Consider the following 26,039-nt stretch of genomic DNA (forward strand, 5'->3'; position numbering starts at 1 on the left):
TATGTGCCACGCTCGCGTACGACGTATGTGTCAGTATTCGTGCAACAATGCTGTACCGAAACAGAAGACGGAAAGGGAAGGGATGGGACGGGGACCTGCGAAACCGCTCGGGCTGCGGTCGGGCGACGAAGAGGTGCTCTTGTCCGCCGTGAGGAGAGCGGCGCCGGCCGTCGCGCGGCGGGCAGGAATGCTGCTGCTCGCGGCGCGGGGATTCTCGAATACTGAGATCGCTACGATGGAGTCGACCAGCCGCGGAACCGTCATCCGGTGGAGGGCGAGGTACGTGTCGGAAGGAGTGGACTGCCTCGGAGATCGTCCACGGGGAGGTCGCCCGCCCGTGGCTGACCCGCGGCACATCATCCTGCGCACGCTGGAGCCGCCCCCGTCCTCGTCGGAAGCGCGGAGTTCCCGGTGGACCACGCGGTCGCTCGGGGCGGCGCTGGGCGTCAGCGCCTCGTCGGTCTCGAGGGCCTGGAGCCTCTACGACCTGAGCCCGGCGCGCGGCGGCGGGGTGCGGCTGCCCGGCCGTACGGGCCTCACGGTCACCGCCGGAACCATCGTCGGGCTGGTCCTCGATCCGCCGCGGGCCGTGCTCGCCTTCTCGCCGGGGGGCTCGGAGCGCGGAGCGCCGCGACCCTCCGCCTCCGCGCCGACGCCGTCGGTGGCGCTCCCCCGCGCGGTGCGCGAGCACGCGGAACGCCTCGTGGACCCCTCGGGGAGCGTGTCGGGCGCGGGTCGCGAGGGCGAGTGCGCCCCGTCGGCCGATCTCGAGGTGCGGGCCGCACTCGAGGCGTTCGTGCGATCCGGGGCGCAGCTCGTCTGCACCGGCATCACGCCGCCGACCGATGGCACGGACGGCGGCGAGATCGCCGCGGTGGACACCTTCTCGCAGTGGCTCAGGGTGCTGGACGTGCTCGCCCTGGCCGCGCACCGATCCCGGTCCGGGGCGGCTCTGTGGCGGGCCGTGCGCGCGGTACGTGCCGCACGGCCCCGCGATGGCGCCCTGGTCTGGTCGGAGCTCGGTGCTGACAACGGGGCCGAGGCGGAGCATCGTGCGGACCGAGGAGAAGGGGCGCCGACCTCGCCACCCGGGGAGAGGGCTCCCTCGGGCGCGTCGGCGGACCCGACGCGACGCACCGCTCGCGCCCCGCAGGACGCCTCGGGCGCAGGCAGCACCGAGCACGGGGACGACCGCGTCGCGCGGCGCCCCATCATGAGTGACGTCGCCGCTCGAGCAGGCGTGTCGGTGAAGACCGTGTCCAATGTGCTCACCGGCGCGAAGCATGTCTCCGCCTCGACGCGTGCGCGCGTGGAGGAGGCGGTCGGCGCGCTCGACTACCAGGTGCATCCCGCAGCGCGCCAGCTGCGCACCGGCAGACCGCGTGCGTTCGTCCTGGCGCTGCCCGAGCTCGGGCTCAGCTACTTCGCACAGCTGGCAGAGCAGGTCATCGCCACGGCGGCCGCCCGGGGCCTCGGGATCCTCGTCCAGACCACGGGCGGACGGCGCGAGCGCGAGCTCGCGGCGATCGACATGGCGCGTCATCAGGCCGACGGGCTGATCATCGCGGCGCACGGTCTTCGCGAGGACGACATCCGGCGGGCCTCGTCGACGGTCCCGTTCGTGCTCCTGGGGGAGGGGGTGCCCCAGCACCGGGTCGCCCAGATCACGATCAGCAATGCGGACGCGGCGAGCACCGCCATGCAGCACCTGCTCCGCACGGGGCGACGCCGGGTCGTCCTGCTCGGCCTCGCCCATCGCGTCGTCGCCGAGGCGCGGGTCCGCGGCTGTCGCCGCGCTGCCACCATGCACGGTGCGCAGATCGACCCGGCGCTCCTCGCGCCCGCCCCGCGCTGGGATCGCGAGAGCGGAGAGCATGCGATCCACGAGCTCCTCGACCGGGGCTCGCGCTTCGATGCGGTCATCGGGTTCAATGACGAGCTGGCGCTCGGCGCGCAGCGCTCCCTGCTATCCCGTGGACACGATGTGCCCGGCGAAGCGGCGATCATCGGCTTCGACAACTCGGAGGACGCGCGCTACAGCACGCCCAGCCTCTCCTCCGTGGCCCCAGCGTTCGACGTCATCGCCGACGCCGCTCTGGAACTGGTGACGGGACACGGCCAGCGCACCCCGGAGAAGCGGGCCGCCGCGCCGGCCCGCCAGCACGTCACCGCCCCTCATCGGCTCGTGGTGCGCGAGTCGACTGCGGGGGTCGTGGTGCGCTCGGACGACGTTGAGCTGCGATGAACGGAGACTCCTGGGCCCGACCCGTCTTCACCGCGGCGCCGCCCGCATCCACCGCGCTCGCCGTGGCGGGTCGCCGTGCAACCGTTGACAGCCGTGGCTAACGGCCGTAACTTTACGGGCGTTGGCGCTCAATGCATCGCTGCACATCGAGCAGGATCACGTTCGAGCTCGCACGGGCGAGGACCCTCGTGGGGCCGGATCGCGGTGCCGGCGATGCCATGCCCTGAGGGGAGCCCGTCGTGGTCCTCTCGGACTGCCCCTCCCACGCGCAGATCCACGTGGACCGGCTCCCGATCCATCGGGAACCCCGATCCCATCCCCACCATCGACAAGGCCATCACCGACGTCATCGCCGCATCTGCGGCATGAACTCAGCCGCCGTCGCACCCGTCAACGGAAAGGCCCCACCCATGACCACGGAGCACTACGACACGATCATCGTCGGCGCCGGAACCGCCGGCTGCGTGCTGGCCTCGAGGCTCAGCGAGGACGAGCATCAGTCGGTCCTGCTCCTGGAGGCTGCGGAGGCCGTGCCGGACGCGGCGACACAGACACCCGGATCAGCGTTCTTCGCACTCACGCCTGATCGTCTCTATGCGAACGAGACGACCTCTCAACCGGGGCTGGGCGGTCGCACCAGCGCCATCCCCTCGGGGCGAGGTCTCGGCGGAAGCGGGTCGGTGAACCTGCTCGCCTGGTTCGAAGGGCATCCCGACGACTACGATGCCTGGGCGGCCGCGGGAGCGACGCACTGGAGCTGGCGCGATGTGGAACCGGTGTTCCGACGCCTCCGAGAAGCTGATGCCGACACATCGGAGCGCGCCGGCGGGATACGCACGGAGAAGGCGCCCGACATCGAGCTGTCCCTGCTGGCGTTCGTCGCAGCGGGGGCGGAGCAGGGTCTTCCCCTCACTGAGGACTTCAATGCGGACCAGCGCGTCGGGGCGGGGCTCGTGACCGCGAACACCGAGAACGGTGTCCGGAGCGGCCCCGTCGACGGCTATCTCGCGGCGGCGCGCCACCGGGAGAGCCTCGAGGTTCGACAGGGCGTCCGCGTCGACAGGATCGTGCACGACGCCGACCTCGCACGCGCGGTGGTCCTCTCGGACGGCACCGAGATCGCTGCCGACCGCATCGTGCTGTGCGCGGGCGCCCTCCGGAGCCCTCACCTGCTGATGCTCTCCGGCATCGGTCCCCCGGATCATCTTCGTGAACGGGGGATCGAGCCGGAGCTGGACCTGCCCGGGGTGGGTCAGAACCTTCACGATCACCCGCTCGTCATCCTGGCGTGGGAGATGCTCAGAGGGAACACGCTTCTGGACAGCGACACTCCCTCGAATCGTGCCATCTACGAGACGCTCCGACGGGGCCCTCTCGCGTCCCTGCCGACCGTCGGCATGATGGTGCCCGGTCCCGGAGGGGGCGCCGCGGAATGGCAGCTGCTCCCATACCTGCTCGGACTCGATGAATCGATGAGCCCTCATTCGACCCCCGCGCTGAGCGTGACTCTCGGATTGCTGACCCCGCGGAGCCGTGGAGCTGTCACTCTCGCCTCGAACGACCCGGCAGCTGCTCCGCAGATCGATCCCCGCTATCTGTCCGATCCGAGTGATCTCGAGCGCCTTGTCGAGGGGGTGAGGTTCGTCGAGCGCCTGATGGCGAGCCCGGCGATGGCGGACTTCGCCGGTGGGCGGTTGAACCCCGGTCCATCCGATGACATCGAGGACTGGGTGGTCCGCACCATGGGCACCCAATGGCACCCCGCGGGCACATGCCGTCTCGGCACCGATCCCGGCACGGTCGTCGACCCGACTCTCCGCGTGCACGGCGTGAAGAACCTGTTCGTCGCTGACGCGTCCGTGATCCCCACGGTGACCCGCGGAAACCTCCAGGCGCCCGTGGTGATGATCGCCGAAAGGGCAGCCGAGTTCATCCAGGAATCCACCTGAGGCGGCCATTCCGGAGATCGGTGACGCATCCTGCTCGGCCGCGCCCATCGCGCCGTCGCCGACCCGGCGGGCTGCTCAGTTCCCCGCCGCATCCAACAGCCAGTGGTACCGCAGGCGCAGTGCCCGCTCGGTGCTCGCGGCCGCCGCGGCGGCTCCCAGGGCGATGTTCAGCCATAGCGGGAGGGCGACGAGGGGGTCGACGGGTCCGATCCGCTCCGCGATCGGCGGGATGCGCAGCACCGGCACCGCGATCTGCTGCAGCAGCAGGGCGACGCCCACCAGCAGCGCCACGGTCGAGACCGCGCCGACCAGGCGGCTCAGGCCGGGGCGTCGCCGCTCGAAGCGGGCGCGTCGGCCCTCCGCCGAGCGTGGGTCCGGGACGAGCTGATGCTCCGTGCCGTCGTCGGTGACGAGGTGGCAGCGCTTGAGCCCGAACTGGCTGACCGCGACCTCGATCGCCCCGCCCTCGACGGGGAACACGGCGGGCGCGCGGGCGACCGCGTGCTGGCGTCCGTCCCGGAACAGGTGCACTTTCACGTAGCCGTTGTCGTCGGTCTTCCACTGGCGCACGTCCACCGTGTATCGCACGGGGCGGCGGCCCTGGTCCTCGAGGTCGAGATGGAACAGCGACCGCCCCAGCAGCTGCCACCAGCGGAACCGCTTGAGGGGACTGCCGTCCCCCGGGTCGATCCGCTTGATCGCGCGTCGGCGACGCCACTGCTCGAACATCGGGGTGCCTCCTCGGCACTCGGGTGCGGGCCGGCTCGCCCATCGGCCGGACATGACGCGAAACTAGCACGCTGTACTAGTACGCTGTATCAGCAGAAGGTATGGGGCAGGCCGACGGCAGGGCCGAGAGGACGGGCGGACGATGAGCGAGGGCGGGGGAGCAGTGGACGACCAGCAGGAGCCGAGCACGAGGGAGAGGATCCTCGCGGCGGCCGCCGCGATCCTCGGCGAGGACGGTGCGACGGCGCGCCTCAGCGTCCGCGCTGTCGCCGCCCGGGCGGGCGTGAGCGTGGGCTCCCTCCGCCACCACTTCCCGACCCAGCAGGATCTGCGGGACGAGGTCATGCGGCGCGTGCTGGACTGGATGATGCCGCGCAGCAGCATCGGCGACCGCTCGGTGCCCCCTCGGGACCGCCTCGTGCAGTGCCTGCTCGACGTGCTGGACCTCAGCGGCACGGGCGCGCAGGCCCGCGAGGCGATGGCGACGATGACCAGCACCTTCATCACTGCAGAGCAGACTGCGTCCGTGCGGGAGGCCTACCTGGCCGCCCAGCGCGACGGTCAGCGCCGCACGGAGGGGTGGCTGCGCGCGCTCGCCGAGGAATGCGCGATACCCGCAGAGGACATCCCGCGCCGCGCGCGCTTCCTCGGCACGGTGCTCGACGGACTTTCCCTGCAGCGTGCGATGCCCGCCGTCGATTCCCTCACGCAGGTCGAGTCCGAGGCGCTCCTCGCGGCCGCCGACGTCGCCCTCGCCCCCGCGGACCGTGACGGGTGAGGCGCGTGCCCCCTCACCTGTCGTGGTGCCCGTGCCCCCACTCGTGGAGCGCCGCGAACACCGTGTCCAGGCTCCGACCGTGCTCGGTGATGCTGTAGGTGACCTGCGGCGGAGTCGTGGGGACGACAACGCGCGCCACGAGCCCTTCGGTCACGAGCCGCTTCAGCTCCTCCGACAGCACCTTCTGCGAGATCCCGTCGACACGGCGCTGCAGGTCCGCGTAGCGCCGCTCGCTCTGCAGCAGCTCGAACAGGATGAGCATCGTCCACTTGCCGCCGATCATGCCGATCGTGGTGCGCACGCTCTGCCCGCAGTAGTCGTCGCCGGGTGCTCCTGGATCGTCCATGTCCTACCTCGAGGTCGGTGCCTGAGAAGAAAGTGCCGTCTTCCGCGTTCCGCGTCCTCCGCGCAGTCTGGTGCACACAGCACCCGACCACCAGGAGGCATCATGCCGATCGTCCATCTCGACATCGTCCCCGAGCTCATGTTCGGAGACCGCCAGGAGCAGTACCAGAGGATCGCCGCGGGGATCACCGACACCATCGTCACCAGCACCGGCGCGCCCGCGGAGTCCGTGCACGTGCTGATCCGCGAGGTCTCCGATGCGAAGTACTCCGTGGGCGGCGAGCTGCTGCGGGACAGGATGCAGCACGACTGATCGCGCGGCCCGCCTCACGCCCGGTACCGCTCCGGGCGGTGGTTCAGCGCGAGCACCACGTTGAGGATCATCCCGCCGACGGCGGAGAGCAGCACCCGCGGCACATCGAGCACCAGCAGGGACAGCAGGATCACCGCGACGTCCATGGCCATCTGCACGTAGCCGGCGCGCAGCCCCGCGCGCTCCTGCAGGATCAGCGCGAGGATGTTGAAGCCGCCCAGGCTCGCGCGGTGCCGGAAGATGATGAGCAGGCCGACGCCCACCAGCAGGTTCCCACCGATCACCGCGTAGACCAGCGGCACGTGCCCGAGCGCGAGGAACCGCGGGTGCACGAGGCTGAACAGCGAGATCAGCCCCACGCAGATCACGGTCCGCACCGTGAACGACCAGCCCTTCTTCCACAGCGCGAGCACGAAGAACGGCAGGTTCACCACCGCGAACAGAACGGCGAAGGGGACCGGGAGGGCGTGGGTGAGCAGCAGTGCGAGGCCCGCTGTGCCGCCGGTGACGGCGCCTGCGCACTGCAGCAGGAAGAGCCCGAGCGAGGCGAGGAAGGTGCCGGTGATGACGCCGAGCACGTCCTCCGTCGGCCGATGGGGGATGACGACGTCGATCGGCGGCGGGGGAGGGGTCTCCTTCGTCGCGGGTCCTGAGGGGTCGGTGGTGCGGGGCATGGCGTCACCCTAGGGCGAGCATCCCGGAGATCCGGTGCTTCGCGACGCCGGACGTACGGTCCTCCGGAATCGCGCTTGCGCGGGCGGCGCCGGGGCCCCGCCAGCGCCGCGCACCGCGCCGCCCACTCCTCGGGATGCCGGATCACGAACAGATAACGCAGCTGGGTGGGGCGGCCTCCTGCCGGGGCGGCTCCATAGCGTCCGGGTGTTCCTTGCCCGCCGTGACTGATCGGGAGATCCCCATGAGCCTCGATGCACCCGCCCCGCCGCCGACCGCCCGCCAGGGCGTCGGAAACGCTCCCGCGGACGACGTGAAGGCGGCGACCGCCGAGAGCCTCGAGGACTACACGCTGCGGTTCGCACCCCGCTCCTACCGCCGGTGGAAGCCCGCTGTGGTGGCCACCAGCGCACTGGGCGGCATCGCCTACCTGGCGGATTTCTCCATCGGCGCCAACATCGGACTGACACATGGCACCGTCAACGGCATCATCGGCATCCTCGTCGCGGCCGCGATCATCTTCCTCAGCGGCTTCCCGCTCGCCTACTACGCGGCCCGATACAACCTCGACCTGGACCTCATCACCCGCGGCAGCGGCTTCGGGTACTACGGCTCGGTGATCACGAACGTCATCTTCGCGTCGTTCACCTTCATCTTCTTCGCCACCGAGGGCTCGATCATGGCGCAGGGCCTGTACCTCGGACTCGGCCTGCCGCGCTGGATCGGCTACCTGGCCTCCACGCTCATCATCTTCCCGCTCGTGATCTATGGGATGAAGGGACTGGCGAAGCTCCAGGTCGCGACGACCCCCATCTGGCTGATCCTCATGGTCATCCCCGTCGCCTACCTCGTCATCTCGCACCCCGACTCCGTGGAGACCTTCCTGTCATGGACCGGCGAGTCGGGCGAGGGCGTCAACTTCGCCTCGGCGATGCTCGCCGCCGGCGTCTGCCTCTCGCTCATCGCGCAGATCGCCGAGCAGATCGACTACCTGCGCTTCATGCCGCCGCGCACCCCGCAGAACCGGCGCTCCTGGTGGGCGGCGACGATCCTGGGTGGCCCCGGGTGGGTGCTGTTCGGCGCGACGAAGCAGATCCTCGGCATGTTCCTGGCCGTCTACCTGGTGGCGAACATCCCCGGCGCACGCGACTTCGCCAACGAGCCCGTCCAGCAGTTCCTCGTCACCTACGAGCAGCTCATGCCCGCCTGGCTCGCCCTGCTCCTCGCGGTGGTGCTCGTGGTGATCTCGCAGATCAAGATCAACGTCACCAACGCCTATTCCGGCTCGCTCGCCTGGACGAACTCGTTCACCCGGCTCACCAAGCGCTATCCCGGGCGTCTGGTCTTCCTCGCCGTGAACCTCGGCATCGCCCTGGTGCTGATGGAGGCGAACATGTTCGACTTCCTCAACGCCATCCTCAGCTTCTACGCGAACGTCGCCATGAGCTGGATCTGCGTGGTCGCCGCAGACATCGTCATCAACAAGCACCTTCTGGGGATCTCCCCGAAGAAGCCCGAGTTCCGCCGCGGCATGCTCCACGACTGGAACCCGGTGGGCATCGTGTCGCTGCTGCTCTCCGCAGGCATCTCCATCGCCATCTACTTCGGAGCCCTCGGCGAGGCCGTGCAGCCCTTCTCCCCGCTGTTCGCGGTGGGCATCGCGGTGGTCGCGACCCCACTCATGGCGATCGCGACCGGAGGCCGCTTCTACCTGCGGCGCAGCGAGGACGGCATCGACCTCCCGATGTACGACGAGCACGGCAACCCCACGGGCGAGACGTTGACCTGCCACGTCACCGGGATGGACTTCGAGCGCCCCGACATGATCGCCTCCGCGGTGCCCGGCCCCGACGGCGAGACGCAGTACCTCAGCTCCCTCGCGCTGACCACCGACCGCACGGGCGTGCACGTGCTGCCGAGGGACTGAGGTCCCGTGCGCTTCACCCCGGCCGACACCGAGAAGCTGCTGCTGGCCACCGCCGGCATGGTCGCCCGAGACCGCCTCGCGCGCGGCGTGCGCCTGAACCACCCGGAGACGGTCGCCCTGCTCTCCTGCTGGGTGATCGAGAGGGCCCGCGACGGGGCGGCGGTCGAGGACCTCATGGTCGGCGGCCGCGAGGTCCTCAGCCGCGAGCAGGTGATGGAAGGCGTCCCCGAGATGCTCACGGACGTGCAGGTCGAGGCGACGTTCCCCGACGGCCGCAAGCTCGTCACCCTGCACGACCCGATCGCCTGAAGGAGAACCATGACCCGGCACCCGACCTCGCCTCCCGGCGCGCTGCGCGTGCGTCCCGGCACGCGCGAGCTCAACCTCCGCGCACGCCCGGAGGATCGGCGGACGCTGGTCATGGAGAACACCGGCGACCGACCCGTCCAGATCGGCTCCCACATCCACCTGCCCGACGTCAACGCGGCACTCGCCTTCGATCGCGCCGCCGCGCGGGGCTTCCGACTGGACGTCCCGCCCGGCACCTCGCTGCGCTTCGAGCCCGGCGCCTCCCGTCAGGTGGAGATCGTCCGCCTGGGAGGCACCGGACGGGTCCCCGGCCTGCAGATCCGTCGGCCCGACCGCGACGAGCGCTCTGACCTCCACGTCCGCCCGGACCACGACGAGCGCTCCGACGCGCGGGAGGAGCACTGATGGTCCGGATCAGCGCCGAGCGCTATGCCGCGCTCTACGGGCCGACGACGGGGGACCAGGTGCGCCTGGGGGACACGGAACTCTGGATCGAGATCGAGCAGGACCGCACCTTCGGTGGCGAGGAGGCTGTGTTCGGCGGCGGCAAGTCCATCCGGGAATCGATGGCTCAGGGCACCGCGACGCGCTCCGACGGAGCCCTCGACACCGTCATCACCAACGCGATCGTCCTTGACTGGTGGGGAGTCGTCCGGACGGACGTCGGGCTGCGCGACGGCCGCATCGTGGCCCTCGGCAAGGCCGGCAACCCTGACGTGCAGGACGGCATCCACCCGCAGCTGCAGATCGGCCCCTCCACGGACGTGATCGCGGGGGAGGGGCGCATCCTCACCGCGGGAGCCTTCGACACCCACGTGCATCTGCTCTCGCCCTCCCAGATCCACGAAGCGCTCGCCACGGGCATCACCACCGTCGGAGGAGGAGGGACCGGCCCGTCCGAGGGTTCGCGCGCGACGACCGTCGCCCCGGGCGCCTGGCATCTGGGGCGCATGCACCAGGCGCTCGACGCGCTGCCGGTGAACGTGCTGCTGTTGGGCAAGGGCAACACGGTCAGCGCCGAGGCGCTCGCCGAGCAGGCGCTCGGCGGGGCGGCCGGCTACAAGGTGCACGAGGACTGGGGCGCTACGCCCGCCGCGATCGACGCCTCCCTGCGCGCCGCCCAGGAGCACGGGCTCCAGGTCGCGCTCCACTCGGACTCGCTCAACGAGACGGGATTCGTGCAGTCGACCATCGGCGCGATCGACGGGCGCACCATCCACGCCTTCCACATCGAGGGCGCCGGCGGCGGGCACGCCCCGGACATCCTCGAGATCGCGTCCCTGGCCCATGTGCTGCCGGGATCGACGAATCCGACCCTGCCGCACACCGTGAACACCGTCGCCGAGCACCTCGACATGCTCATGGTGTGCCACCACCTCAAGCCCTCGGTCCCCGAGGACCTGGCCTTCGCCGAGTCCCGCATCCGTGCCACGACCATCGCAGCCGAGGACATCCTCCACGACATGGGCGCCCTCTCGATCACCTCGTCCGACGCCCAGGCGATGGGACGGATCGGAGAGGTCATCACCCGCACCTGGCAGGTCGCGCACGTGATGAAGCAGCGGCGGGGCGCGCTCGGGGAGAGCCTCCCGGCCGACAACGAGCGGGCCCGTCGCTACGTCGCCAAGTACACGATCAACCCGGCGATCGCCCACGGCGTGCAGGAGCACATCGGATCGGTCGAGCCCAGCAAGCTCGCCGACCTCGTCCTGTGGGACCCGCGGTTCTTCGGGGTGCGACCGGATCTGGTGCTCAAGGGCGGGATGATCGTCTGGGCAGCACTCGGTGATCCCAACGCCTCCATCCCCACGCCCCAGCCCGTGCTGCAGCGACCCGCCTTCGGCGATGCGATCGGCGCGCACCTGTCGGTCTCCTTCGTCGCCCCCGCCGCCATCGAGAATGGGCTCGGGGAGGAGCTCGGACTGCGGCGCGAGCTGCTACCCGTCGCATCCACCCGCGAGGTGTCCAAGGCCGATCTGCGCAACAACACCGCGCTGCCCTCGATCGACATCCGTCCCGACACCTTCGAGATCAGCATCGACGGCGAGAGGGTCCAGCCGCACCCCGCCCGCAGCCTGCCCCTGGCCCAGCTCTACCAGATGTTCTGAGCCCGCCGACATGACCGCTTCTCTCCGCACGCCCGGCCATCCCGCGCCCGGCCGTCCCGCGACCGGCGGCCCCGCGCCCGGCCGCCCCGAGACCGCCGCCCCCGTCGGCCCGGCCCGTGGGCGAGGAACCGGGAGCACTCCGCCCGTCCCGGCGTCGACCCTCCTCATGGTGCTCGCCGACTCGCGCCTGCCCATCGGAGCGCACGTCTCCTCGAACGCGCTGGAGGCGGCGCTCCTGGACGGGCTCGCGCCCGGCAGCGTCGGCGACTACCTCGCCTCCCGCATGGACACGGTGACGCGCGTGGAGGCCGGCGCGGCGATCCTCGCCCGCCGCCTCACCGAGCGCGCGGAACCGCTCGCGCCGCTGCGCGCGGAGTGGGCGGCGCGCACCCCGAGCCGGGCCCAGCGGCGCATCGCCGTGGCGCTCGGCGACGGGCTGCGTCGCCTCGCCCAGGTGCTGTGGCCCGATGCGCTGGCGGGGCAGGAGGACCTGCCGCGCCCCCTGGTCCTCGGGGCGGTCGCCGCCGCGACGGACCTCGGCCCCCACGATCTGGCCCGGCTCGTCGCGTACGACGACGCCCAGACCGTGGTCGCCGCATCCCTCAAGCTCGAGCCGGGCGACCCGCGACAGGGAGCCGCTCTCGTGCTCGAGGCCTGCGCCCGCTTCGAGCCCCATGTCGACGCTCTCGCAGCGTTGCAGGACCCGACGCGCCTCCCGGCCGTCGGCGCACCCCAGATCGAGGGCTGGTCAGAGGACCAGTCCGTGCTCCCCAGGAGGCTGTTCCGTGCCTGAATCCACCACCGTCAAGGCCGCTCAGTCGGCCAACCCCGTCCCGGCCGCATCGGCCGCGGTCGCTCCGGGCGCCCCGGCGCCCGGAGCCGGTCGGCGCGCCCTGCGGCTGGGCGTCGCCGGGCCCGTCGGCACCGGCAAGAGCTCCCTGATCGCCACGGTGTGCCGGGCGCTCGCCGACGAGATCCGCCTCGGCGTGATCACCAACGACATCTTCACCGACGAGGACGCGCGCTTCCTGCGCTCCGCGGGGGTGCTCGAGCCTGAGCGGATCCGCGCGGTGGAGACCGGGGCCTGCCCCCACACCGCCATCCGCGACGACGTCACCGCGAACCTCGCCGCCGTCGAGCAGCTCGAGGCGGACTTCGACCCGCTGGACGTCGTGCTCGTCGAGTCCGGGGGCGACAACCTCACCGCGACCTTCTCGCCGGCGCTCGTGGACGCCCAGCTCTTCGTCCTCGACGTCGCCGGCGGCGGGGATGTCGCGCGCAAGGGCGGACCCGGCATCGGGCGCGCGGACCTGCTGGTGGTCAACAAGATCGACCTCGCCCCGCACGTGGGCGTGGATGTGGACCAGATGGTCGCGGACGGCCTCGAGGCCCGGGATGGCCGGCCGGTGCTCGCGCTCTCCCGCCATCGGGAGGAGACCGTCGAGCAGCTGCGCGCCTGGGTGCTCCAGGTGCTCGCCGCCCACGAGGCCGGAACCCACGAGCCCCAGGATCCGGGCCCCATGGCGCCCCACTTCCACGCCGGGGAGGATCTCCCGCACAGCCACGACCACGAGCACGGGCACGACGACGAACATGGGCACCAGCATGAGCACAGTGACGACCACGACCACGACCACGGCTTCGCATCCCGGCGCTGATCACGCCGCCTCGCACCACTGCCATGACCCGCATCCGTATCGCGCCCGGCTCGCCGGGCCCGGAGACCCCGGGCCCGGCGCGGCTGCGCCTCGTCCCGGGGCTCCTGCAGCCCCGCACCGTGGGGCGCGGCGACCGCTGGGCACACGTCGCCCTGGTCGCGGGCGGCGCGATGCTGCTCGGCGGCGACCACGTGCGTGTGGAGGTGGAGGTCGAGGACGGGTGCGTCCTGGAGATCGAGGACGTCGGCGGCACCGTCGCCTACGAGAGCACCGGAGAGCCCAGCCGCATGGACATCACCATCCGGCTGGGGAAGTGCTCCCGCCTCCTGTGGCGGGCCCATCCCTTCGTGATCGCGGGCGGGGCGGACGTGGACCGCACGACGAGCATCGAGCTGGGCCGCCACTCCTCCGTGCTCCTGCGCGAGACCCTCGTGCTGGGACGCAGCGGGGAGCGCGGCGGCCTGCTGCGCAGCTCAGTGCACGCTCGGGAGGCCGACGGCACGCCGGTCTTCCTCGAGGACCTCGCTCTCGACGGCGCCCGGCCGCGGGCGGGAGTGCTGGGAGACCACAGGGTGCTGGACTCCGCGCTGCTGCTCGGGTGCCGGCCGCCCGATCCCGCAGACGCTTCGAGCGCCACGACGGCTGCGGGCTCCGTCTCCGCCGTCGGGACCGGGTCTGCGGTCGCCCCTCCTGCCCCGGGATCGGCGGCGCCCCGCGTCCTGCACCTCGAACGCGCCGGTGCGATCGCCCGTTCCCTGGGCCCGCACGCGCATGCGAGCGGGATCGGGGCGATCATGGAGAAGTGGGAGAGGACATGAAGCGTGCCCGGGCGCGCGAGACGGCACCGAGCACCGACGCGCACGACCACGCCCCCGTCGGCCCCGCGGCCCTCGAGGGCGAGCATGCCGTGCGCGCCACGGCCGAGCTGCTCGAGAGCGCGCAGGACCTCGATGACCTCGCGCGCCGGCTCTCGGTGCTGGCCGATCCCCGCCGACTGCGGATCCTCTTCGCCGTCCACGCGCATCCGGGCATCCGCAGCTCGGACCTCGCCCGGGTGACCGGCGCCCTGGAGTCCACGACCTCCCACGCCCTCTCCCTGCTGCGCGCGAACGGCTGGCTGCGCACCGAGCAGCAGGGCCGCGAGGTGCGCTACCACCTCGCCGACCCCCTGGGTCATCGCATCCTCCACGAGATCGGCTCCACCCACCTGCCCGGGGTCGAGCACAGCTCCTGACCGACTCCGCGCCCACCGGGGCGCGGGCCGCGCGCGGGCCGTGCCATCCGACGGCAACTCCTCGACCCCTCTCCCGACACTTGCAAGGATCTGCAACCATGACGCGACTCGAGGCACCGGGATCCACCGCGCAGCATCCCGGCGCGCAGCGCCCCGGGGCGTCCGGTCCGGCCGCCGCGCCCGACCCGCTCGCGGCCGCCGGCCCGACCACGGCACCGGGACGGGCTGCGCCATCCGACCCGCTCGCGATCACAGACCCGCCCGCGATCCCCGACGCGGACCCGCTCGGCGCCGTCCGGCGCGCGCGTCGGGCGCATCTCTGGACCCTCGCGCTCGCCGCGGCCACGCTGGTGAGCATCGTGGTGTGCCTCGGCATCGGCCCGGTCGCGATCCCGCCCCTGCGCGCCGCGGAGATCGTCCTCGCCCACCTCGGCCTGCCCGTCGACCCCCACGCGACCTCCGCGCAGGACTCGATCATCTGGGCGGTGCGCACCCCGCGCGTCGTGCTCGGCGCGGGCGTCGGCGCCTGCCTCGCCGTGTGCGGGGCGGCATTGCAGGCCATGGTGCGCAACCTCCTGGCCGACCCCTACGTCCTGGGCATCTCCGGCGGCGCCTCGGCGGGCGCGGCCGCCGCGATCCTGTTCGGCGCGGGCGGCATGCTCGGGGCGGCGGCCCAGCCCGTGCTCGCCTTCACCGGCGCGATGATCGCCGCGCTCGCCGTCCTCGTCCTCGCGCGCGCCCACGGCGCGGTGACCTCGCTGCGGATGCTGCTGGCCGGGATCGCCGTCGGCTACGTGCTCTCAGCGGTGACGAACCTGCTGATCTTCACCTCGGACTCCGCGGAGGGATCCAGGTCGGTCATGTTCTGGATGCTCGGCTCGCTCGCCCTGGGGCACTGGGACGCCTTCCTGGCCCTGGTCATCCTCGCCGGGGTGCTGGGCACGCTCCTGCTCACCGTGCTCGGACCGGTCCTCGACGCGCTCGCCGCGGGCGACGACACCGCCTGGTCTCTGGGCATCCACCCCGATCGCGCCCGGGTGGGGCTGCTCGCCGTGGTCTCGCTGTGCACCGGGGCGGCCGTGAGCGCCGCAGGGGCCATCGGCTTCGTGGGCCTGGTGATCCCGCATCTGGCACGGCGGCTGGTGGGCGGCGTGCACCGCCGGATGCTGCCCGTGACCGCCCTGCTCGGCGCCCTCTTCCTGATCTGGGCCGACGCGATCGCCCGCATCGCGCTCGCCCCGCGCGAACTGCCCATCGGCGTCCTCACCGCCCTGGTCGGCGCCCCCTTCCTGGTGGTGCTCGTGCGCCGCCTGCACACGAGAGGCCTCTGATGTCCCGCCGGACGACGCCCCGCCGAACGATGCCCCTCGCGACATCGCCGGGCCGCACTGTGCCCCGTCGGGCGCTGTCCGGCCGATCCCTGCCTCGCCGCACCGCGCTGCTCGCGCCGCTCGTGCTGGGCGCGCTCGGCGCCGGCGCGCTCACGGGATGCGACGACGGCGCGGCCTCCTCCGCAGCGGCCGGCGGCCCCTCCGACGGGGAGGGCACGACGCGCTTCCCGCTCGAGATCGCCAACTGCGATGCGCAGCTGCGGTTCGAGTCCGCCCCCGAGCGCCTGGTCCTGCTCGAGACCGCACCCGTCACGCTGCTCGACGGACTCGGCGTGCTGGATCGGGTCGTCGCCAAGGCCGGCGTGTTCCCGGCCGCCTACTACCAGGCGGACCACTTCGGAGACCTCGCCGAGCGGGTCGCGGCCATCGACGTTCTCTCCGACGACATCAACGGCGCCGGCCACCTGCAGATCAACCAGGAGGTGGTGATCGCCCAGTCCCCGGACCTCGTGCTGGGCCTGCCGGACGGCGTGACCCGCGAGGGCCTGGCCGCTGCCGGCGCACAGGTGCTCGTCCAGAACGTCTACTGCGGCGGTGCCGGCGCCGCCACCTGGGACGACCTCTACGACGAGGTGCGGCTGTACGGGAGGATCCTCGACCGCCAGGACGCCGCGGAGCAGTTCGTCACGGCGCTCGGCAAGCGCCTGGACGCCGTGCGCGAGGGCGCCTCCTCGCGGGAGCGGATGAGCGCCGCGGTCCTGTATCCGACGGTGGGCGGCGGGCCCCTGTACACCTACGGGGCCGCCTCCATGGCCACGCCGCAGCTGGACGCCGTGGGCCTGGACAACGCGTTCGCCTCCTCGACCGAGCGCGTGTTCGAGGTCAGCAGCGAGGCGCTGATCGACGCCGATCCCGAGCACCTCATCGTGCTCTACCAGGGAGAGGGCGACGGCTCCGACGTGCTCGCAGAGCTCGAGCGCAGCGCGGGGATCGGCGACCTCGATGCGGTGCGCGAAGGACGCGTGCGCGCCCAGCTCTTCAACTTCACCGAGCCCGCGTCGGCCCTCGTCGTCGACGGCGCCGAGCAGCTCTCGCGCTGGCTCTCGGAGATCCACGCATGAGCACACGCAGGCGTACGGACACGGGCACGCGCAGGTACACGGGCACCGGCACGGGCACGAGCAGGGACACCGGCACGGGCACGAGCACGAAGCCCTCTGCCGTGCTCAGCGCCCACGGCATCCACCACGCCTTCGGGACCGCGGTGGTACTGGACGGCGTGGACCTGTCCGTAGGCCGCGGCGAGGTCCTCGGCCTCGTCGGCCCCAACGGCAGCGGCAAGACGACGCTGCTGCGCGCGCTCACCGCCGCCCTGCGCCCGGACCGCGGCGAGGTGCTGCTGCACGGGACGCCGGTGCGCTCCCTCGGCGGGAGGGAGCGGGCGCGACGGCTCGCGGTCGTCGTGCAGGAGAGCGGCGGCGAGCTGCCGATGACCGTCGCCGACACGGTGCTCCTGGGACGCGCGCCCCACCGCGGCCTGCGATCACGACCCGGGGAGGACCGCGAGATCGCCCGCGCGGCCCTCGAGCAGGTGGGTGCGCTCGCGCTCGCGAGCCGGGACCTGGCGACCCTCTCGGGCGGCGAACGCCAGCGCGTCCTGATCGCCCGCGCGCTCGTCCAGCAGCCCGAGGTGCTGCTGCTCGACGAGCCGACGAACCACCTGGACGTCGGCTACCAGCACGAGGTGCTGCACATCGTGCGGGAGCTGGGGCTGTCGACCATCGTCGTACTGCACGACCTCAACCTCGCCGCCCGGTACTGCGACCGGATCGCGGTGCTGCACGAGGGCCGGCTCCTCGCCGAGGGGCCGCCGGCCGAGGCGCTGCGCGCCGCGTCGCTCGAGGAGGTCTACGGCGTCGGCGCCCAGGAGCTGCGGGCGCCGGACGGCACCGTCCAGTTCCTCTTTCACCATCGGAGCAGCGCATGAGCGTGCAGGAGCGGATGAACGCGTACTGGTCCCGATGGGCCGACGAGTACGACGCCCAGCAGACCGCGCGCCTGCGCTCCGAGGACGCCCGACGGACCTGGCGGGACGTGTGGGAGCGAGCCCTCGTGCCCGCGGCGACACGCCCGGAGGCGCCCCGGGAGGCGCCCGCGCCTGCGGCAGCGCCCCGGGAGGCGGCCGCGGAAGTGGCCGCGGCGCGGGCGCGCACCGACGTACTTCGCACGCTCGATGTGCTCGACGTGGGCACGGGCAGCGGGAACGTCGCCCTCCAGGTGGCCGAGCTCGGCCACCGCGTGACGGGCATCGACCTCGCCCCGGGGATGCTCGAGCGGGCGCGCGTCAAGGCGACCGGCGCGCGGGTCCCGATCGCCGACGAGCGCGCCGCGGCGTCGGGTTCACACTTCGCGACCGCTGACGTGCGCTTCCTGCCCGGTGACGCCGTCGCCCCGCCCTTCGCCACCGGCAGCTTCGATGCGATCGTCAGCCGCTACGTGCTGTGGACGCTTCGCGACGCGGTATCGGCCCTCGCGACCTGGCATGATCTGCTGCGGCCCGGCGGGATCATCGCGGCCGTCGACTCCGCCTGGTTCTCTGCGGGCCAGGACCTCGGGGAGGGACTGGCGGGGGAGCGGCGCGCGGACTTCCGGCATGCCTACGGCGACGGTGCGCTGGAGCATCTGCCCCTGGCCGCGGGTCGCGAGGACGAGGTGCTCTCGGCCCTCGAGTCCAGCGGATTCACGCAGGTGACGGTGACCCCGCTGCAGGAGGTGCTGGACCTGGACCGCCGTCAAGGAGTCGCGCCCGGGCACCACCCCCAGCTGCAGATGCTGTACCGGGCCGTGTGCGGGTAGCGGGGAACGGCACCGGGCGCGCGGGCGACCGAGGGCGGACGCCGACGGTCGGGACGCACGGCCGTCGGCTCTCGCGGTCAGAACACCGTCTCGACGGCCTCCCGCACGATGCCATCGGCGTCGATCACCGGCACCAGGCGCCACTTGTCGAAGGCCGTGCACGGGTGGGAGAGACCCAGCGTCACCACGTCCCCGATCCGCACGGGCGCCCCGTCCGCCGCGCCGGGCGCGCCGTCCGCACCGGGGGCCGCATCCCATCGCACGAAGGTGTGCTGGTCGTTCAGCGCCGTGACCTCGAGAGCCCCGGGCTGCACTGCGCGCTCCTCGCCGCCGAGTCCGTCCGCCACGGCGATCAACGTGGGCAGGCCCTCGTCGAAGGGCACGTCGCGCTTGCCGGCATCGAGCAGGGCGAGCCCCGGCTCGGGCTGGGAGACCACGCGCGCATAGGCGAACATCGCCGGGCGCAGGGCCTCGTCGTCCGCGACGCCGCGGGTCGCATCCAGGGGCGAGATGCCCCGGTAGAAGCCGCTGTCGTGCACGATGTATGCGCCCGAGCGCAGGATCGCGCGGGTGTCCGCGATGCCCGCGATCGCCTCGGCCACGAGGTCGAAGTAGGCGCTGCCGCCCGCGGTGACCCACGGGGCGCCCTCGACCAGCGGCCGCACCTGCTCCACGAGCGCGGCGAGGCGCCGACAGTAGGTGCCGACGGCGTCGAGCGCCGCGCGGGAGCGGTCGTGCGCGAGCGCCCCCTCGTACCCGGCGACGCCGCGCAGGGCGAGCACGGGGGAGGCGGCGATGCGCTCGGCGATCGCGAGAGCCTCCTCCTCGGTGCGTGCGCCCGTGCGTCCCCCGTCGGCCCCGAGCTCCACGAGCACCCCGAGACGCGCATCGGAGGGCAGCGCCCGCTCCATGAGTACGACCGCGGCGAGCGAGTCCGCCCAGCACACGACCTCCTGCTCCGGGTGCTCGGCCAGGTGCGCCGCGAGCTGCCCCAGCAGCCCCGGATCCAGGCACATGTTCGCGATCTGCACGGTGGGGATGCCCGCGCGCAGGGCCACACCGGCCTGCCAGCCCGTCGCGACGGTGATCCCGGTGGCGCCCGCGGCGAGCTGACGGTGCCACAGCGCGGGCGCCATCGTCGTCTTGCCGTGCGGCATCAGCTCGAGCCCGCGCGCGCTCGTCCACGCGGCCATCGTGGCGAGGTTGTGGTCCATCGCCGCGCCGTCCAGGACGAACAGAGGGGTCGAGAAGCCGGAGAGCGGTGCGTCGAGGGCGGTGACATCGCGGCCGACGAGCGCGGCCGGGAAGGACTTGTCCTCCGCGGTGACGGTGCGGGTGGTCGGGGCAGTGGGCTGCGTCGTCGTCATGGTATCCATCGTCCTCGGTCGGGGGTCGTTCGGTGCGGGGAGCGTCGTTCCGGGCGGTCAGCGCCCGATGATCTGTGCGAGCCGTGGCAGCTCGGCCTCGTCGGCCAGGGCGCTGCCGACGGCCACCACCTGCGCCCCCGCGGCGAGGAAGTCGGGTGCGTTGCGCGCGTGCATGCCGCCGGTCGCGACGAGGCGCATGCCCGGGAACGGGCCGCGCAGGGCGGCGAACCAGTCGGTGCCCAGCACGGAGGCGGGGAACGCCTTCAGCCAGGTCAGCCCGGCCTTCTGCGCGAGCTGAACCTCGGAGGCGGTGGCGACGCCGGGCAGCGACGGCATCCCGGCCGCCTCGCTCGCGCGCACGACGTCGAGGTCGAAACCGGGGCTCACCGTGAACGCCGCCCCCGCCCGCGCCGCGGCGCGGACCGTCGCCTCGTCGACGACGGTGCCGGCGCCCACGGACCTGCGGCGCTCGCGTCCGGCCGCGACGACGGCGGCGAGGGCCTCCTCGTCGGCCGGGCTCTGGATCGGGATCTCGACCGCGTCGATGCCCAGGTCCCACGCGGTGCGGGCCAGCTCGAGGCTGCGCGCGGTGCCCATGCCGCGCAGGATCGCCATCAGCGGCGCAGCGCGGAACGCCTCGTCGAACCAGGCGCCGGCGTCGGCCGTCGTGCTCATGCTGTTGCCTCCTGCGTCTCGTGCGCGGGGTCGATGCCCGAAGAGGCCGACCCGTCGCCCTCGCGGCGCCCGCCGTGCTCCGGGATGTCCTGCGTGCTCGAGAGGGCGCGGGCCGCCCAGGCGTGGCCGCGCGCGAGCCGTACGGCGGGCGGGGCCTGATCGAGCAGGGCGTCGAGCCATCCGGCGGCGAAGGCATCGCCCGCGCCGACGGCCTCGACGACCTCCACGCGGGGCGTCGCCACCGCGGTCCTGCCCGCGCCGGTGTCGTCGAAGACCTCGGAGGCGAACTCGACCGCCTCCACGTCGGCGTCCTTGACCACGAGGTGCGGCACCTGCGGGAAGAGCGCGCGCACGTCGTCCGCGGTCCGGGCGGACCACAGCACCTCGGCCTCGTCGCGGCCGACGAACACCACGTCGGCCCGTCGTGCCGCCTCCTCGATGGCCTCCGCGGCCTCGGCGGTCGTCTGCCAGAGCGTCGGGCGATGGTTCACGTCGAAGCTCACGAGCGCTCCGCCCGCATGCGCGCGGTCGATCGCAATGCCCACGAGGTCCCGGCAGCTCGCGGACAGGCGAGCGTGATGCCGCTCAGATGCACGATCCGCACCTGCGTCGCGTCGATCGCCGACAGATCGCCGGGACCCAGGCGCGAGGCGGCCGAGCCCTTCCGGTAGTAGGAGACGCCGCGGCCGGGGTCCTTCACGTACAGGCCCGTCGGCGCATCCGGATCGTGACGCACGCGCGCGATCGAGACGCCGCTGGCCTCGATGAACGCGCCCACGCGCCGGCCCAGCGGGTCATCGCCCAGGGCGCTGAACCACTCGACCGCGCGACCGGCGGACGCGAGGTGGCAGGCGACGTTGGACTCCGCGCCGCCGGTGCCCACGTAGAAGTCGCGGGCCGACTCCAGGGGCTCCGGCCGGGCGGGCGTCACCAGCGCCATCGTCTCGCCGATCGCGAGCACGTCGATGGGCCGGGACCGCGTCCTCGGCTCCGCCCGCGCGGCACGGGCCGCCGCGGTCTCCTCGCTGCTCACCTCGCGTCCTCCCGTCACCTCGCGTCCGCTCCTGGTCCTCAGGCCTTCACGCGGGCGACGACGTCGATCTCGACGAGGATGTTCGCGAGCTGCGAGCCGACGGTGGTGCGCACCGGGTAGGGCTCGGTGAAGAACTCGGCGTAGGCCTCGTTGAACTCGGCGAAGTCGGCGAGGTCCGCGAGGTGGACGGTCGTCTTCAGCACGGCGTCCATGTCCACGCCGTGCTCGGCGAGGACGGAGCGGACGTTGCGCAGCACCTGGCGGGTCTGCTCGCCGACGGAGTCCGCGACGGCGTTGTCGTTCGCGCGGTCCTGCGGGCCGAAGCCGGCGGTGAACAGCAGGTCGCCGCTGACGATGCCCTGGCTGTAGGGGCCCGCGGGCTGGGGCGCGCTCTCGCTGACGATGGCCTTCTTCTCGATGCTCATGGTTCTCCTTCGATGGGTGAGCGGTGGTGCTCGGGGTGGACGGATGGGTCAGGGGCGGGCGGCGGACGCACGGATGCCGCCGCCCGGCATCTCGCCGGTCAGTCTCCCGTCCGCGAGGACGGGGCGGCCGCCGACGATCACGTCGTCGATCCCCTCGGCGAGCTGCAGCGGCGCGGCGTAGGTCGCCGCGTCCCGCACGCCGTCGGGGTCGACGAGGGCCAGATCGGCGATCGCGCCGGGCCGGATGCGGCCGCGATCGCCCAGGTGGAAGCGGTCCACGGCCGCGGTCGACAGGTGCGTCGCGGCCTGCGACCAGCTCAGGAAGCCGTGCTCGCGCACATAGGTGGCGAGGTAGGACGCGAAGGTCCCACGGGCGCGGGGATGCGGGTGCGCGCCGATGAAGATGCCGTCGGACCCGCCCATGTGCGCCGGGTGCGCGAGCAGCCGTCCCAGGTCCTCGACGGGGCGCTGATGGTGCGCGGTCATGATGGCGTTCGCGTCCAGGCGAGAGGCGACCAGCACGTCCAGGGCCGCATCGACGGGGTCGGTCCCGCGGCGCTGCGCGATCTGGGCGAGGGTGAGGCCCGGCGCCCACGCGAGCTCCGGCGCGGAGGTGTGCGCGAGGGTGATCAGCTCGGGCCACTCCTCGCCGAGGCTCGGGTTCTTCGCCACGCGCGGGAACCACTCGCGGCGCAGGCGCTCCCGCTGCGCAGGGTCCTGCAGCAGCGGCACGAGGTCGTCGGCCCGCATCGCGTTCAGCTCCGGCGGCAGCATGGTCATCGCGAGGATCGAGCAGCCGCGCGTGTAGGGGTAGGCGTCGAAGCTCCCGACGACGCCCTGGCCGGTGAGCCAGTCCATGAGTCGCGCGGCCTCGTCGGCCGGGGTGTGGAAGTGCGAGATGTGCACGGGCACGCCGGCGGCGGCGCCGATGCGCCCGGCCTCCTCGACGCCCACCCGCGCGTTGTCCTCGTAGCCGCCGCGCATGTGCGTCACGTACGGCAGGGCCGCGGGCGCGAGCGGCGCGCACAGCGCAGCCATCTCGGCGGCGTCCGCGAAGATGCCCGGCGCGTAGTCGAGCCCGGTGGAAAGGCCCACGGCCCCGTCGGCTACGCCCTCTGTCACCAGGGCCACCATGCGCTCGAGCTGCGCGGCCGACGGAGCGTCCTGCGCCGGTCCCATCACCTCGTGGCGCACCGTCCCGGCAGGCACCAGGTAGGCCACGCCGAGCGGGATCCCGCCGTCGTAGCTCGCCAGCAGGTCGGCGACGCGGGTGCCGGGGGAGCGGTTGCCGGAAGAGCGGGTTCCGGGGGAGGTGGATCCCGCCCCGCCCGTGCGCCGCGGGTACCCCGGGTGCGCGCCGTTGATCGGTGCGAAGTACTCCGAGGCGTAGGCGCCGTCGCCCGGGGCGAAGGAGACGCCGTCCTGCCCGCCGATCACGGCGGTGATGCCCTGGCGCAGCAGCGCGAGCTGCACGTCCTCGTCGAAGACGGCGGCGTCGGCGTGGGAGTGCGCGTCCACGAAGCCGGGCATCACGAGGCGTCCGTCGGCATCGATCACGTGCGTCCCGGGGAGGTCGGCGCTCGCGCGTCCCGTGCCCGGCGCGGAGACCTCGACGATGCGCTCGCCGTCCACGAGCACGTCGGCGCGCACAGGCGCGGCGCCGTCACCGGGGACGACGCGCCCTCCGCGGATCAGCAGTCGGCCCATGTCAGGTCGTCTCCAGGGCGCGGAGCCGACCGGCGTCGGCCGTATCGGGGCGGATCGAGGCGGCGGCGGTGGCGATCGCACCGATCAGGCAGATGACGACGACGTAGACGATGACCGGCCAGATCTCTCCGCTCGCCCAGCCCACGAGCGCGGTCGCGATGAAGGGGGCGAGTCCGCCGCCGAGCGTGTTGGAGAGCTGGTAGCCGACGTTCACGCCGGTGGTGCGCTCCTCGACGTCGAACATCTCGGTGAGCAGGGTCGAGAGCGTCCCCTGCATCATGACGCCGGGGATCACGAACCCCACGATCATGCCGAGCCAGATGAGCGCGGGCACGTGCGTCCCGTACAGGAGGAACGCCGGCCAGACCAGCAGGGCGAAGCCGATGCAGCCGGCGATGTAGACGCGGCGCCTGCCCACCCGGTCCGAGAGCGCCCCGTAGGCGGGGGCGACGAAGAACTGCAGCACACCCACGATCATCGTCCCCAGGAAGCCCACCTGGGGCGGGACGCCGCCGGAGACCATGTACGAGAGCCCGTAGGTGAGCACGATGTAGCCCGCGATGGACTGCGGGAGGCCGATGAGGATGCCCAGGATCGTGTTCCGGGGGTGGCGCAGCACCTCGACGATGGGGGAGCGGCGCCGGATCCTGCCCAGCTCGATCTCCTGGGTGTGGGTCGTGAACTCCGCGGACTCCTGCAGCTGGCGCCGCAGCAGCACCGCGCACACGGAGAGCACCAGGGAGAAGACGAACGGGATCCGCCAGCCCCAGGTCATGAAGAACGAGTCCGGCCCCAGTCCCAGGCCCGCCATCATGCCCGCGGACAGCACGTTCGCGACCCCGGCCCCGCTGATGAGGAAGGCGCCGAACAGCCCGCGCCGGCCGACGGGCGCGTGCTCGACGACCATCGTCGCCGCGCCGCCCATCTCCCCGCCCACGAACAGGCCCTGGAGCATCCGCATCACCAGCAGCAGCACGGGCGCTGCGAGACCGATCATGTGGTCGGGAGGGATGAACCCGATCGCGGCCGTGGACAGGCCCATGCCGATCACCGTGACCAGCAGCGTGACCTTGCGGCCCATGCGGTCGCCGATGTAGCCGAACACGACGCCGCCGAGGGGGCGGAACAGGAAGCCGACGGCGAAGGTCGCGAAGGACTCGAGTTGGGCGACGAAGGGGTCGTTGCCCGAGAAGAACACCTGCGGGAACACGGCGGCGGCCGCGAGTCCGTACAGGTAGTAGTCGAAGTACTCCATCAGGGTGCCGACGGCGCCGCCGGCGATGGTGCGCGCCTGCCTGCGGCGCGGGCGCCCGGGCCCGGCGGTGCCGGGGCCGGCCCCGGCAGGACCGTGCGCGGCCCAGGACTCCGGGGAACGCTGAGGGGTCGCGGCGCTCATGAGCGCCTCGCGGCGGGGGTCGTCGTCATGGCTCGTGTCCTCCTCGACGTGGCCTGCGGATGGGGCGCGCCCTCACCTCGAGAGGGCGGGGCGCGCGGCAGAAGCGGGGTGATCGGAGCCGGTCGAGCGCCGATGCGGTGCGAGACTACCTAAATGTGTACTGAAATTCTAGGAGCCTGACAGAATGTCTGTGCACCCGGGTGCGATGATGGCGGTGCATCGACGAACGGAGAGTGCCGTGACGACGACCTCAGCTGCGCAGACCGACGTGCGCTTCGCCGACATCGACGAGGCCCATCGCGCTCTCGCGCCGGTGATGGAGGCGATCGCCGCCGTCGGCGGGCCGCACTGCGAGGTGGTCCTGCACGACCTCTCGGCGGGCGACCTCGAGCATTCGATCCACGCGATCCTCCACGGCGAGGTCAGCGGCCGAAGGGTCGGCGGCCCCTCCACCAACCTCGGCGCGGAGGTGCTGCACGACCAGAGCCGCGACCACAACGCCTTCGGGTATCGCGCCCGCACGGCCGACGGGCGCGAGCTGATCAGCTCCTCGGTCTACTACCGCGACCACGAGGGCCGCATCATCGCGGCGCTGTGCATCAACCGCGACCTCACCCCGGTGCAGGGCGCGATGGACGCGCTCACCGCGCTGCTCCCCGCCGCCACAGAGGACGCCGCCTCCGAGCCCCAGGAGCTCGTGGTCCCGAACGTCTCGGACGTCCTGGACGACATGATCGCCGAGGCCGTCGCCGCCGTCGGCAAGCCCGCACCGGCGATGACGAAGGCCGATCGCATCGAGGTGCTGCGACTGCTCGAGGGCAGGGGCGCCTTCCACATCAAGCGCGCCGCCGAGCGGGTCTCCGCGCGGCTCGGCGTCTCGCGGGTGACGACGTACGGGTACCTGGACGAGGTGCGGCGGGGCTGAGCGGCTCCGGTAGCGTCCCTGCCACCGGGCCGCGATCTGAGCGCGGTCTCCCACGGC

Annotated in this window: 27 protein-coding genes; 17 read left to right on the forward strand and 10 right to left on the reverse strand. The window is 72.6% G+C overall.

The features are described from left to right. The first annotated feature begins 82 nt into the window (after window positions 1–82). Together ACFQ53_RS05615 and ACFQ53_RS05620 are read left to right on the forward strand one after the other, a co-directional pair. Complete coding sequence (locus ACFQ53_RS05615) at window positions 83–2,245, forward strand: substrate-binding domain-containing protein (RefSeq protein ID WP_377856699.1); 2,163 nt, start codon at window positions 83–85, stop codon at window positions 2,243–2,245. Window positions 2,246–2,655: 410 nt separating this feature from the next. Next, on the forward strand, window positions 2,656–4,194 hold the full coding sequence (locus ACFQ53_RS05620) for a GMC family oxidoreductase (RefSeq protein WP_377856560.1): 1,539 nt from the start codon (window positions 2,656–2,658) through the stop codon (window positions 4,192–4,194). A 75-nt stretch (window positions 4,195–4,269) separates the two neighbouring features. On the opposite strand, the gene ACFQ53_RS05625 is transcribed toward ACFQ53_RS05620, so the two are convergent. After that, the gene (locus ACFQ53_RS05625) at window positions 4,270–4,923 is read right to left on the reverse strand and encodes a hypothetical protein (protein ID WP_377856563.1); all 654 of its coding nucleotides are present in this window, start codon (window positions 4,921–4,923) and stop codon (window positions 4,270–4,272) included. A gap of 142 nt (window positions 4,924–5,065) precedes the next feature. Here ACFQ53_RS05625 and ACFQ53_RS05630 point away from each other — a divergent pair, with 142 nt between their 5' ends. Further along, window positions 5,066–5,701: a TetR/AcrR family transcriptional regulator gene (locus ACFQ53_RS05630; RefSeq protein ID WP_377856566.1), complete on the forward strand. Its 636-nt coding sequence runs from the start codon at window positions 5,066–5,068 to the stop codon at window positions 5,699–5,701. Between the two features lie 13 nt (window positions 5,702–5,714). Here the strand turns inward: ACFQ53_RS05630 and ACFQ53_RS05635 are convergent, their stop codons facing one another. Beyond that, the gene (locus ACFQ53_RS05635; RefSeq protein WP_377856569.1) at window positions 5,715–6,047 is read right to left on the reverse strand and encodes a winged helix-turn-helix transcriptional regulator; all 333 of its coding nucleotides are present in this window, start codon (window positions 6,045–6,047) and stop codon (window positions 5,715–5,717) included. Window positions 6,048–6,149: 102 nt separating this feature from the next. Here ACFQ53_RS05635 and ACFQ53_RS05640 point away from each other — a divergent pair, with 102 nt between their 5' ends. Further along, window positions 6,150–6,359: a 2-hydroxymuconate tautomerase gene (locus ACFQ53_RS05640; protein WP_377856573.1), complete on the forward strand. Its 210-nt coding sequence runs from the start codon at window positions 6,150–6,152 to the stop codon at window positions 6,357–6,359. Between the two features lie 14 nt (window positions 6,360–6,373). Here ACFQ53_RS05640 and ACFQ53_RS05645 read toward each other — a convergent pair whose 3' ends face one another. Then, complete coding sequence (locus ACFQ53_RS05645; RefSeq protein WP_377856575.1) at window positions 6,374–7,033, reverse strand: YitT family protein; 660 nt, start codon at window positions 7,031–7,033, stop codon at window positions 6,374–6,376. 242 nt (window positions 7,034–7,275) lie between these two features. On the opposite strand from ACFQ53_RS05645, the gene ACFQ53_RS05650 reads away from it, so the two are divergent. The 12 genes from ACFQ53_RS05650 (at window position 7,276) to ACFQ53_RS05705 (ending at window position 18,454) form a co-directional block, all read left to right on the forward strand. Beyond that, entirely contained in the window at window positions 7,276–8,958 is a 1,683-nt protein-coding gene (locus tag ACFQ53_RS05650) for a purine-cytosine permease family protein (protein ID WP_377856578.1), read from the forward strand. A 6-nt stretch (window positions 8,959–8,964) separates the two neighbouring features. Then, window positions 8,965–9,267, forward strand: coding sequence for an urease subunit gamma (locus ACFQ53_RS05655; protein WP_377856581.1), 303 nt, complete (start codon window positions 8,965–8,967; stop codon window positions 9,265–9,267). 9 nt (window positions 9,268–9,276) lie between these two features. Next, window positions 9,277–9,672, forward strand: a complete 396-nt coding sequence (locus tag ACFQ53_RS05660; RefSeq protein ID WP_377856584.1) for an urease subunit beta — start codon at window positions 9,277–9,279, stop codon at window positions 9,670–9,672. Further along, on the forward strand, window positions 9,672–11,375 hold the full coding sequence (locus ACFQ53_RS05665; protein ID WP_377856587.1) for an urease subunit alpha: 1,704 nt from the start codon (window positions 9,672–9,674) through the stop codon (window positions 11,373–11,375). The genes ACFQ53_RS05660 and ACFQ53_RS05665 overlap by 1 nt, the downstream gene beginning before the upstream one ends. A gap of 10 nt (window positions 11,376–11,385) precedes the next feature. After that, a complete protein-coding gene (locus tag ACFQ53_RS05670) occupies window positions 11,386–12,168 on the forward strand; it encodes an urease accessory protein UreF (protein WP_377856590.1) in 783 nt (260 codons plus the stop codon). A 100-nt stretch (window positions 12,169–12,268) separates the two neighbouring features. Continuing rightward, window positions 12,269–13,033 (forward strand): urease accessory protein UreG, encoded by a 765-nt coding sequence (gene ureG, locus ACFQ53_RS05675; protein WP_377856702.1) that lies wholly within the window; start codon window positions 12,269–12,271, stop codon window positions 13,031–13,033. 23 nt (window positions 13,034–13,056) lie between these two features. Further along, window positions 13,057–13,851 (forward strand): urease accessory protein UreD, encoded by a 795-nt coding sequence (locus tag ACFQ53_RS05680; protein WP_377856593.1) that lies wholly within the window; start codon window positions 13,057–13,059, stop codon window positions 13,849–13,851. Next, complete coding sequence (locus ACFQ53_RS05685; RefSeq protein WP_377856596.1) at window positions 13,848–14,267, forward strand: ArsR/SmtB family transcription factor; 420 nt, start codon at window positions 13,848–13,850, stop codon at window positions 14,265–14,267. Before ACFQ53_RS05680 ends, ACFQ53_RS05685 begins: the two co-directional genes overlap by 4 nt. Window positions 14,268–14,365: 98 nt before the next feature. After that, window positions 14,366–15,598, forward strand: coding sequence for a FecCD family ABC transporter permease (locus ACFQ53_RS05690; RefSeq protein ID WP_377856599.1), 1,233 nt, complete (start codon window positions 14,366–14,368; stop codon window positions 15,596–15,598). 29 nt (window positions 15,599–15,627) lie between these two features. Continuing rightward, window positions 15,628–16,719, forward strand: a complete 1,092-nt coding sequence (locus ACFQ53_RS05695) for an ABC transporter substrate-binding protein (RefSeq protein ID WP_377856602.1) — start codon at window positions 15,628–15,630, stop codon at window positions 16,717–16,719. Continuing rightward, a complete protein-coding gene (locus ACFQ53_RS05700) occupies window positions 16,716–17,585 on the forward strand; it encodes an ABC transporter ATP-binding protein (RefSeq protein WP_377856605.1) in 870 nt (289 codons plus the stop codon). The genes ACFQ53_RS05695 and ACFQ53_RS05700 overlap by 4 nt, the downstream gene beginning before the upstream one ends. Further along, window positions 17,582–18,454 (forward strand): class I SAM-dependent methyltransferase, encoded by an 873-nt coding sequence (locus tag ACFQ53_RS05705; RefSeq protein ID WP_377856608.1) that lies wholly within the window; start codon window positions 17,582–17,584, stop codon window positions 18,452–18,454. The genes ACFQ53_RS05700 and ACFQ53_RS05705 overlap by 4 nt, the downstream gene beginning before the upstream one ends. Before the next feature lie 77 nt (window positions 18,455–18,531). Here ACFQ53_RS05705 and ACFQ53_RS05710 read toward each other — a convergent pair whose 3' ends face one another. Genes ACFQ53_RS05710 through ACFQ53_RS05740 form a run of 7 tightly spaced genes read right to left on the reverse strand, consistent with a single transcriptional unit; the run spans window position 18,532 to window position 25,057 of the window. Then, a complete protein-coding gene (locus ACFQ53_RS05710; protein WP_377856611.1) occupies window positions 18,532–19,821 on the reverse strand; it encodes an alanine racemase in 1,290 nt (429 codons plus the stop codon). Between the two features lie 57 nt (window positions 19,822–19,878). Next, window positions 19,879–20,496 (reverse strand): bifunctional 4-hydroxy-2-oxoglutarate aldolase/2-dehydro-3-deoxy-phosphogluconate aldolase, encoded by a 618-nt coding sequence (locus tag ACFQ53_RS05715; protein WP_377856614.1) that lies wholly within the window; start codon window positions 20,494–20,496, stop codon window positions 19,879–19,881. Beyond that, window positions 20,493–20,999, reverse strand: coding sequence for a PfkB family carbohydrate kinase (locus ACFQ53_RS05720; protein WP_377856616.1), 507 nt, complete (start codon window positions 20,997–20,999; stop codon window positions 20,493–20,495). Before ACFQ53_RS05720 ends, ACFQ53_RS05715 begins: the two co-directional genes overlap by 4 nt. Beyond that, the gene (locus tag ACFQ53_RS05725) at window positions 20,996–21,529 is read right to left on the reverse strand and encodes a PfkB family carbohydrate kinase (protein WP_377856618.1); all 534 of its coding nucleotides are present in this window, start codon (window positions 21,527–21,529) and stop codon (window positions 20,996–20,998) included. The genes ACFQ53_RS05720 and ACFQ53_RS05725 overlap by 4 nt, the downstream gene beginning before the upstream one ends. Window positions 21,530–21,567: 38 nt before the next feature. Beyond that, window positions 21,568–21,954, reverse strand: coding sequence for a RidA family protein (locus tag ACFQ53_RS05730; protein WP_377856620.1), 387 nt, complete (start codon window positions 21,952–21,954; stop codon window positions 21,568–21,570). Window positions 21,955–22,002: 48 nt separating this feature from the next. Beyond that, window positions 22,003–23,661 (reverse strand): amidohydrolase family protein, encoded by a 1,659-nt coding sequence (locus ACFQ53_RS05735; RefSeq protein ID WP_377856622.1) that lies wholly within the window; start codon window positions 23,659–23,661, stop codon window positions 22,003–22,005. Window position 23,662: 1 nt separating this feature from the next. Continuing rightward, window positions 23,663–25,057 (reverse strand): MFS transporter, encoded by a 1,395-nt coding sequence (locus ACFQ53_RS05740; protein WP_377856626.1) that lies wholly within the window; start codon window positions 25,055–25,057, stop codon window positions 23,663–23,665. A 238-nt stretch (window positions 25,058–25,295) separates the two neighbouring features. On the opposite strand from ACFQ53_RS05740, the gene ACFQ53_RS05745 reads away from it, so the two are divergent. Next, the gene (locus ACFQ53_RS05745) at window positions 25,296–25,982 is read left to right on the forward strand and encodes a transcriptional regulator (protein WP_377856629.1); all 687 of its coding nucleotides are present in this window, start codon (window positions 25,296–25,298) and stop codon (window positions 25,980–25,982) included. Window positions 25,983–26,039: the final 57 nt, after the last annotated feature.

This window comes from Brachybacterium sp. NPDC056505 (assembly GCF_042794925.1).
Taxonomy (GTDB): Bacteria; Actinomycetota; Actinomycetes; order Actinomycetales; family Dermabacteraceae; genus Brachybacterium; species Brachybacterium kimchii.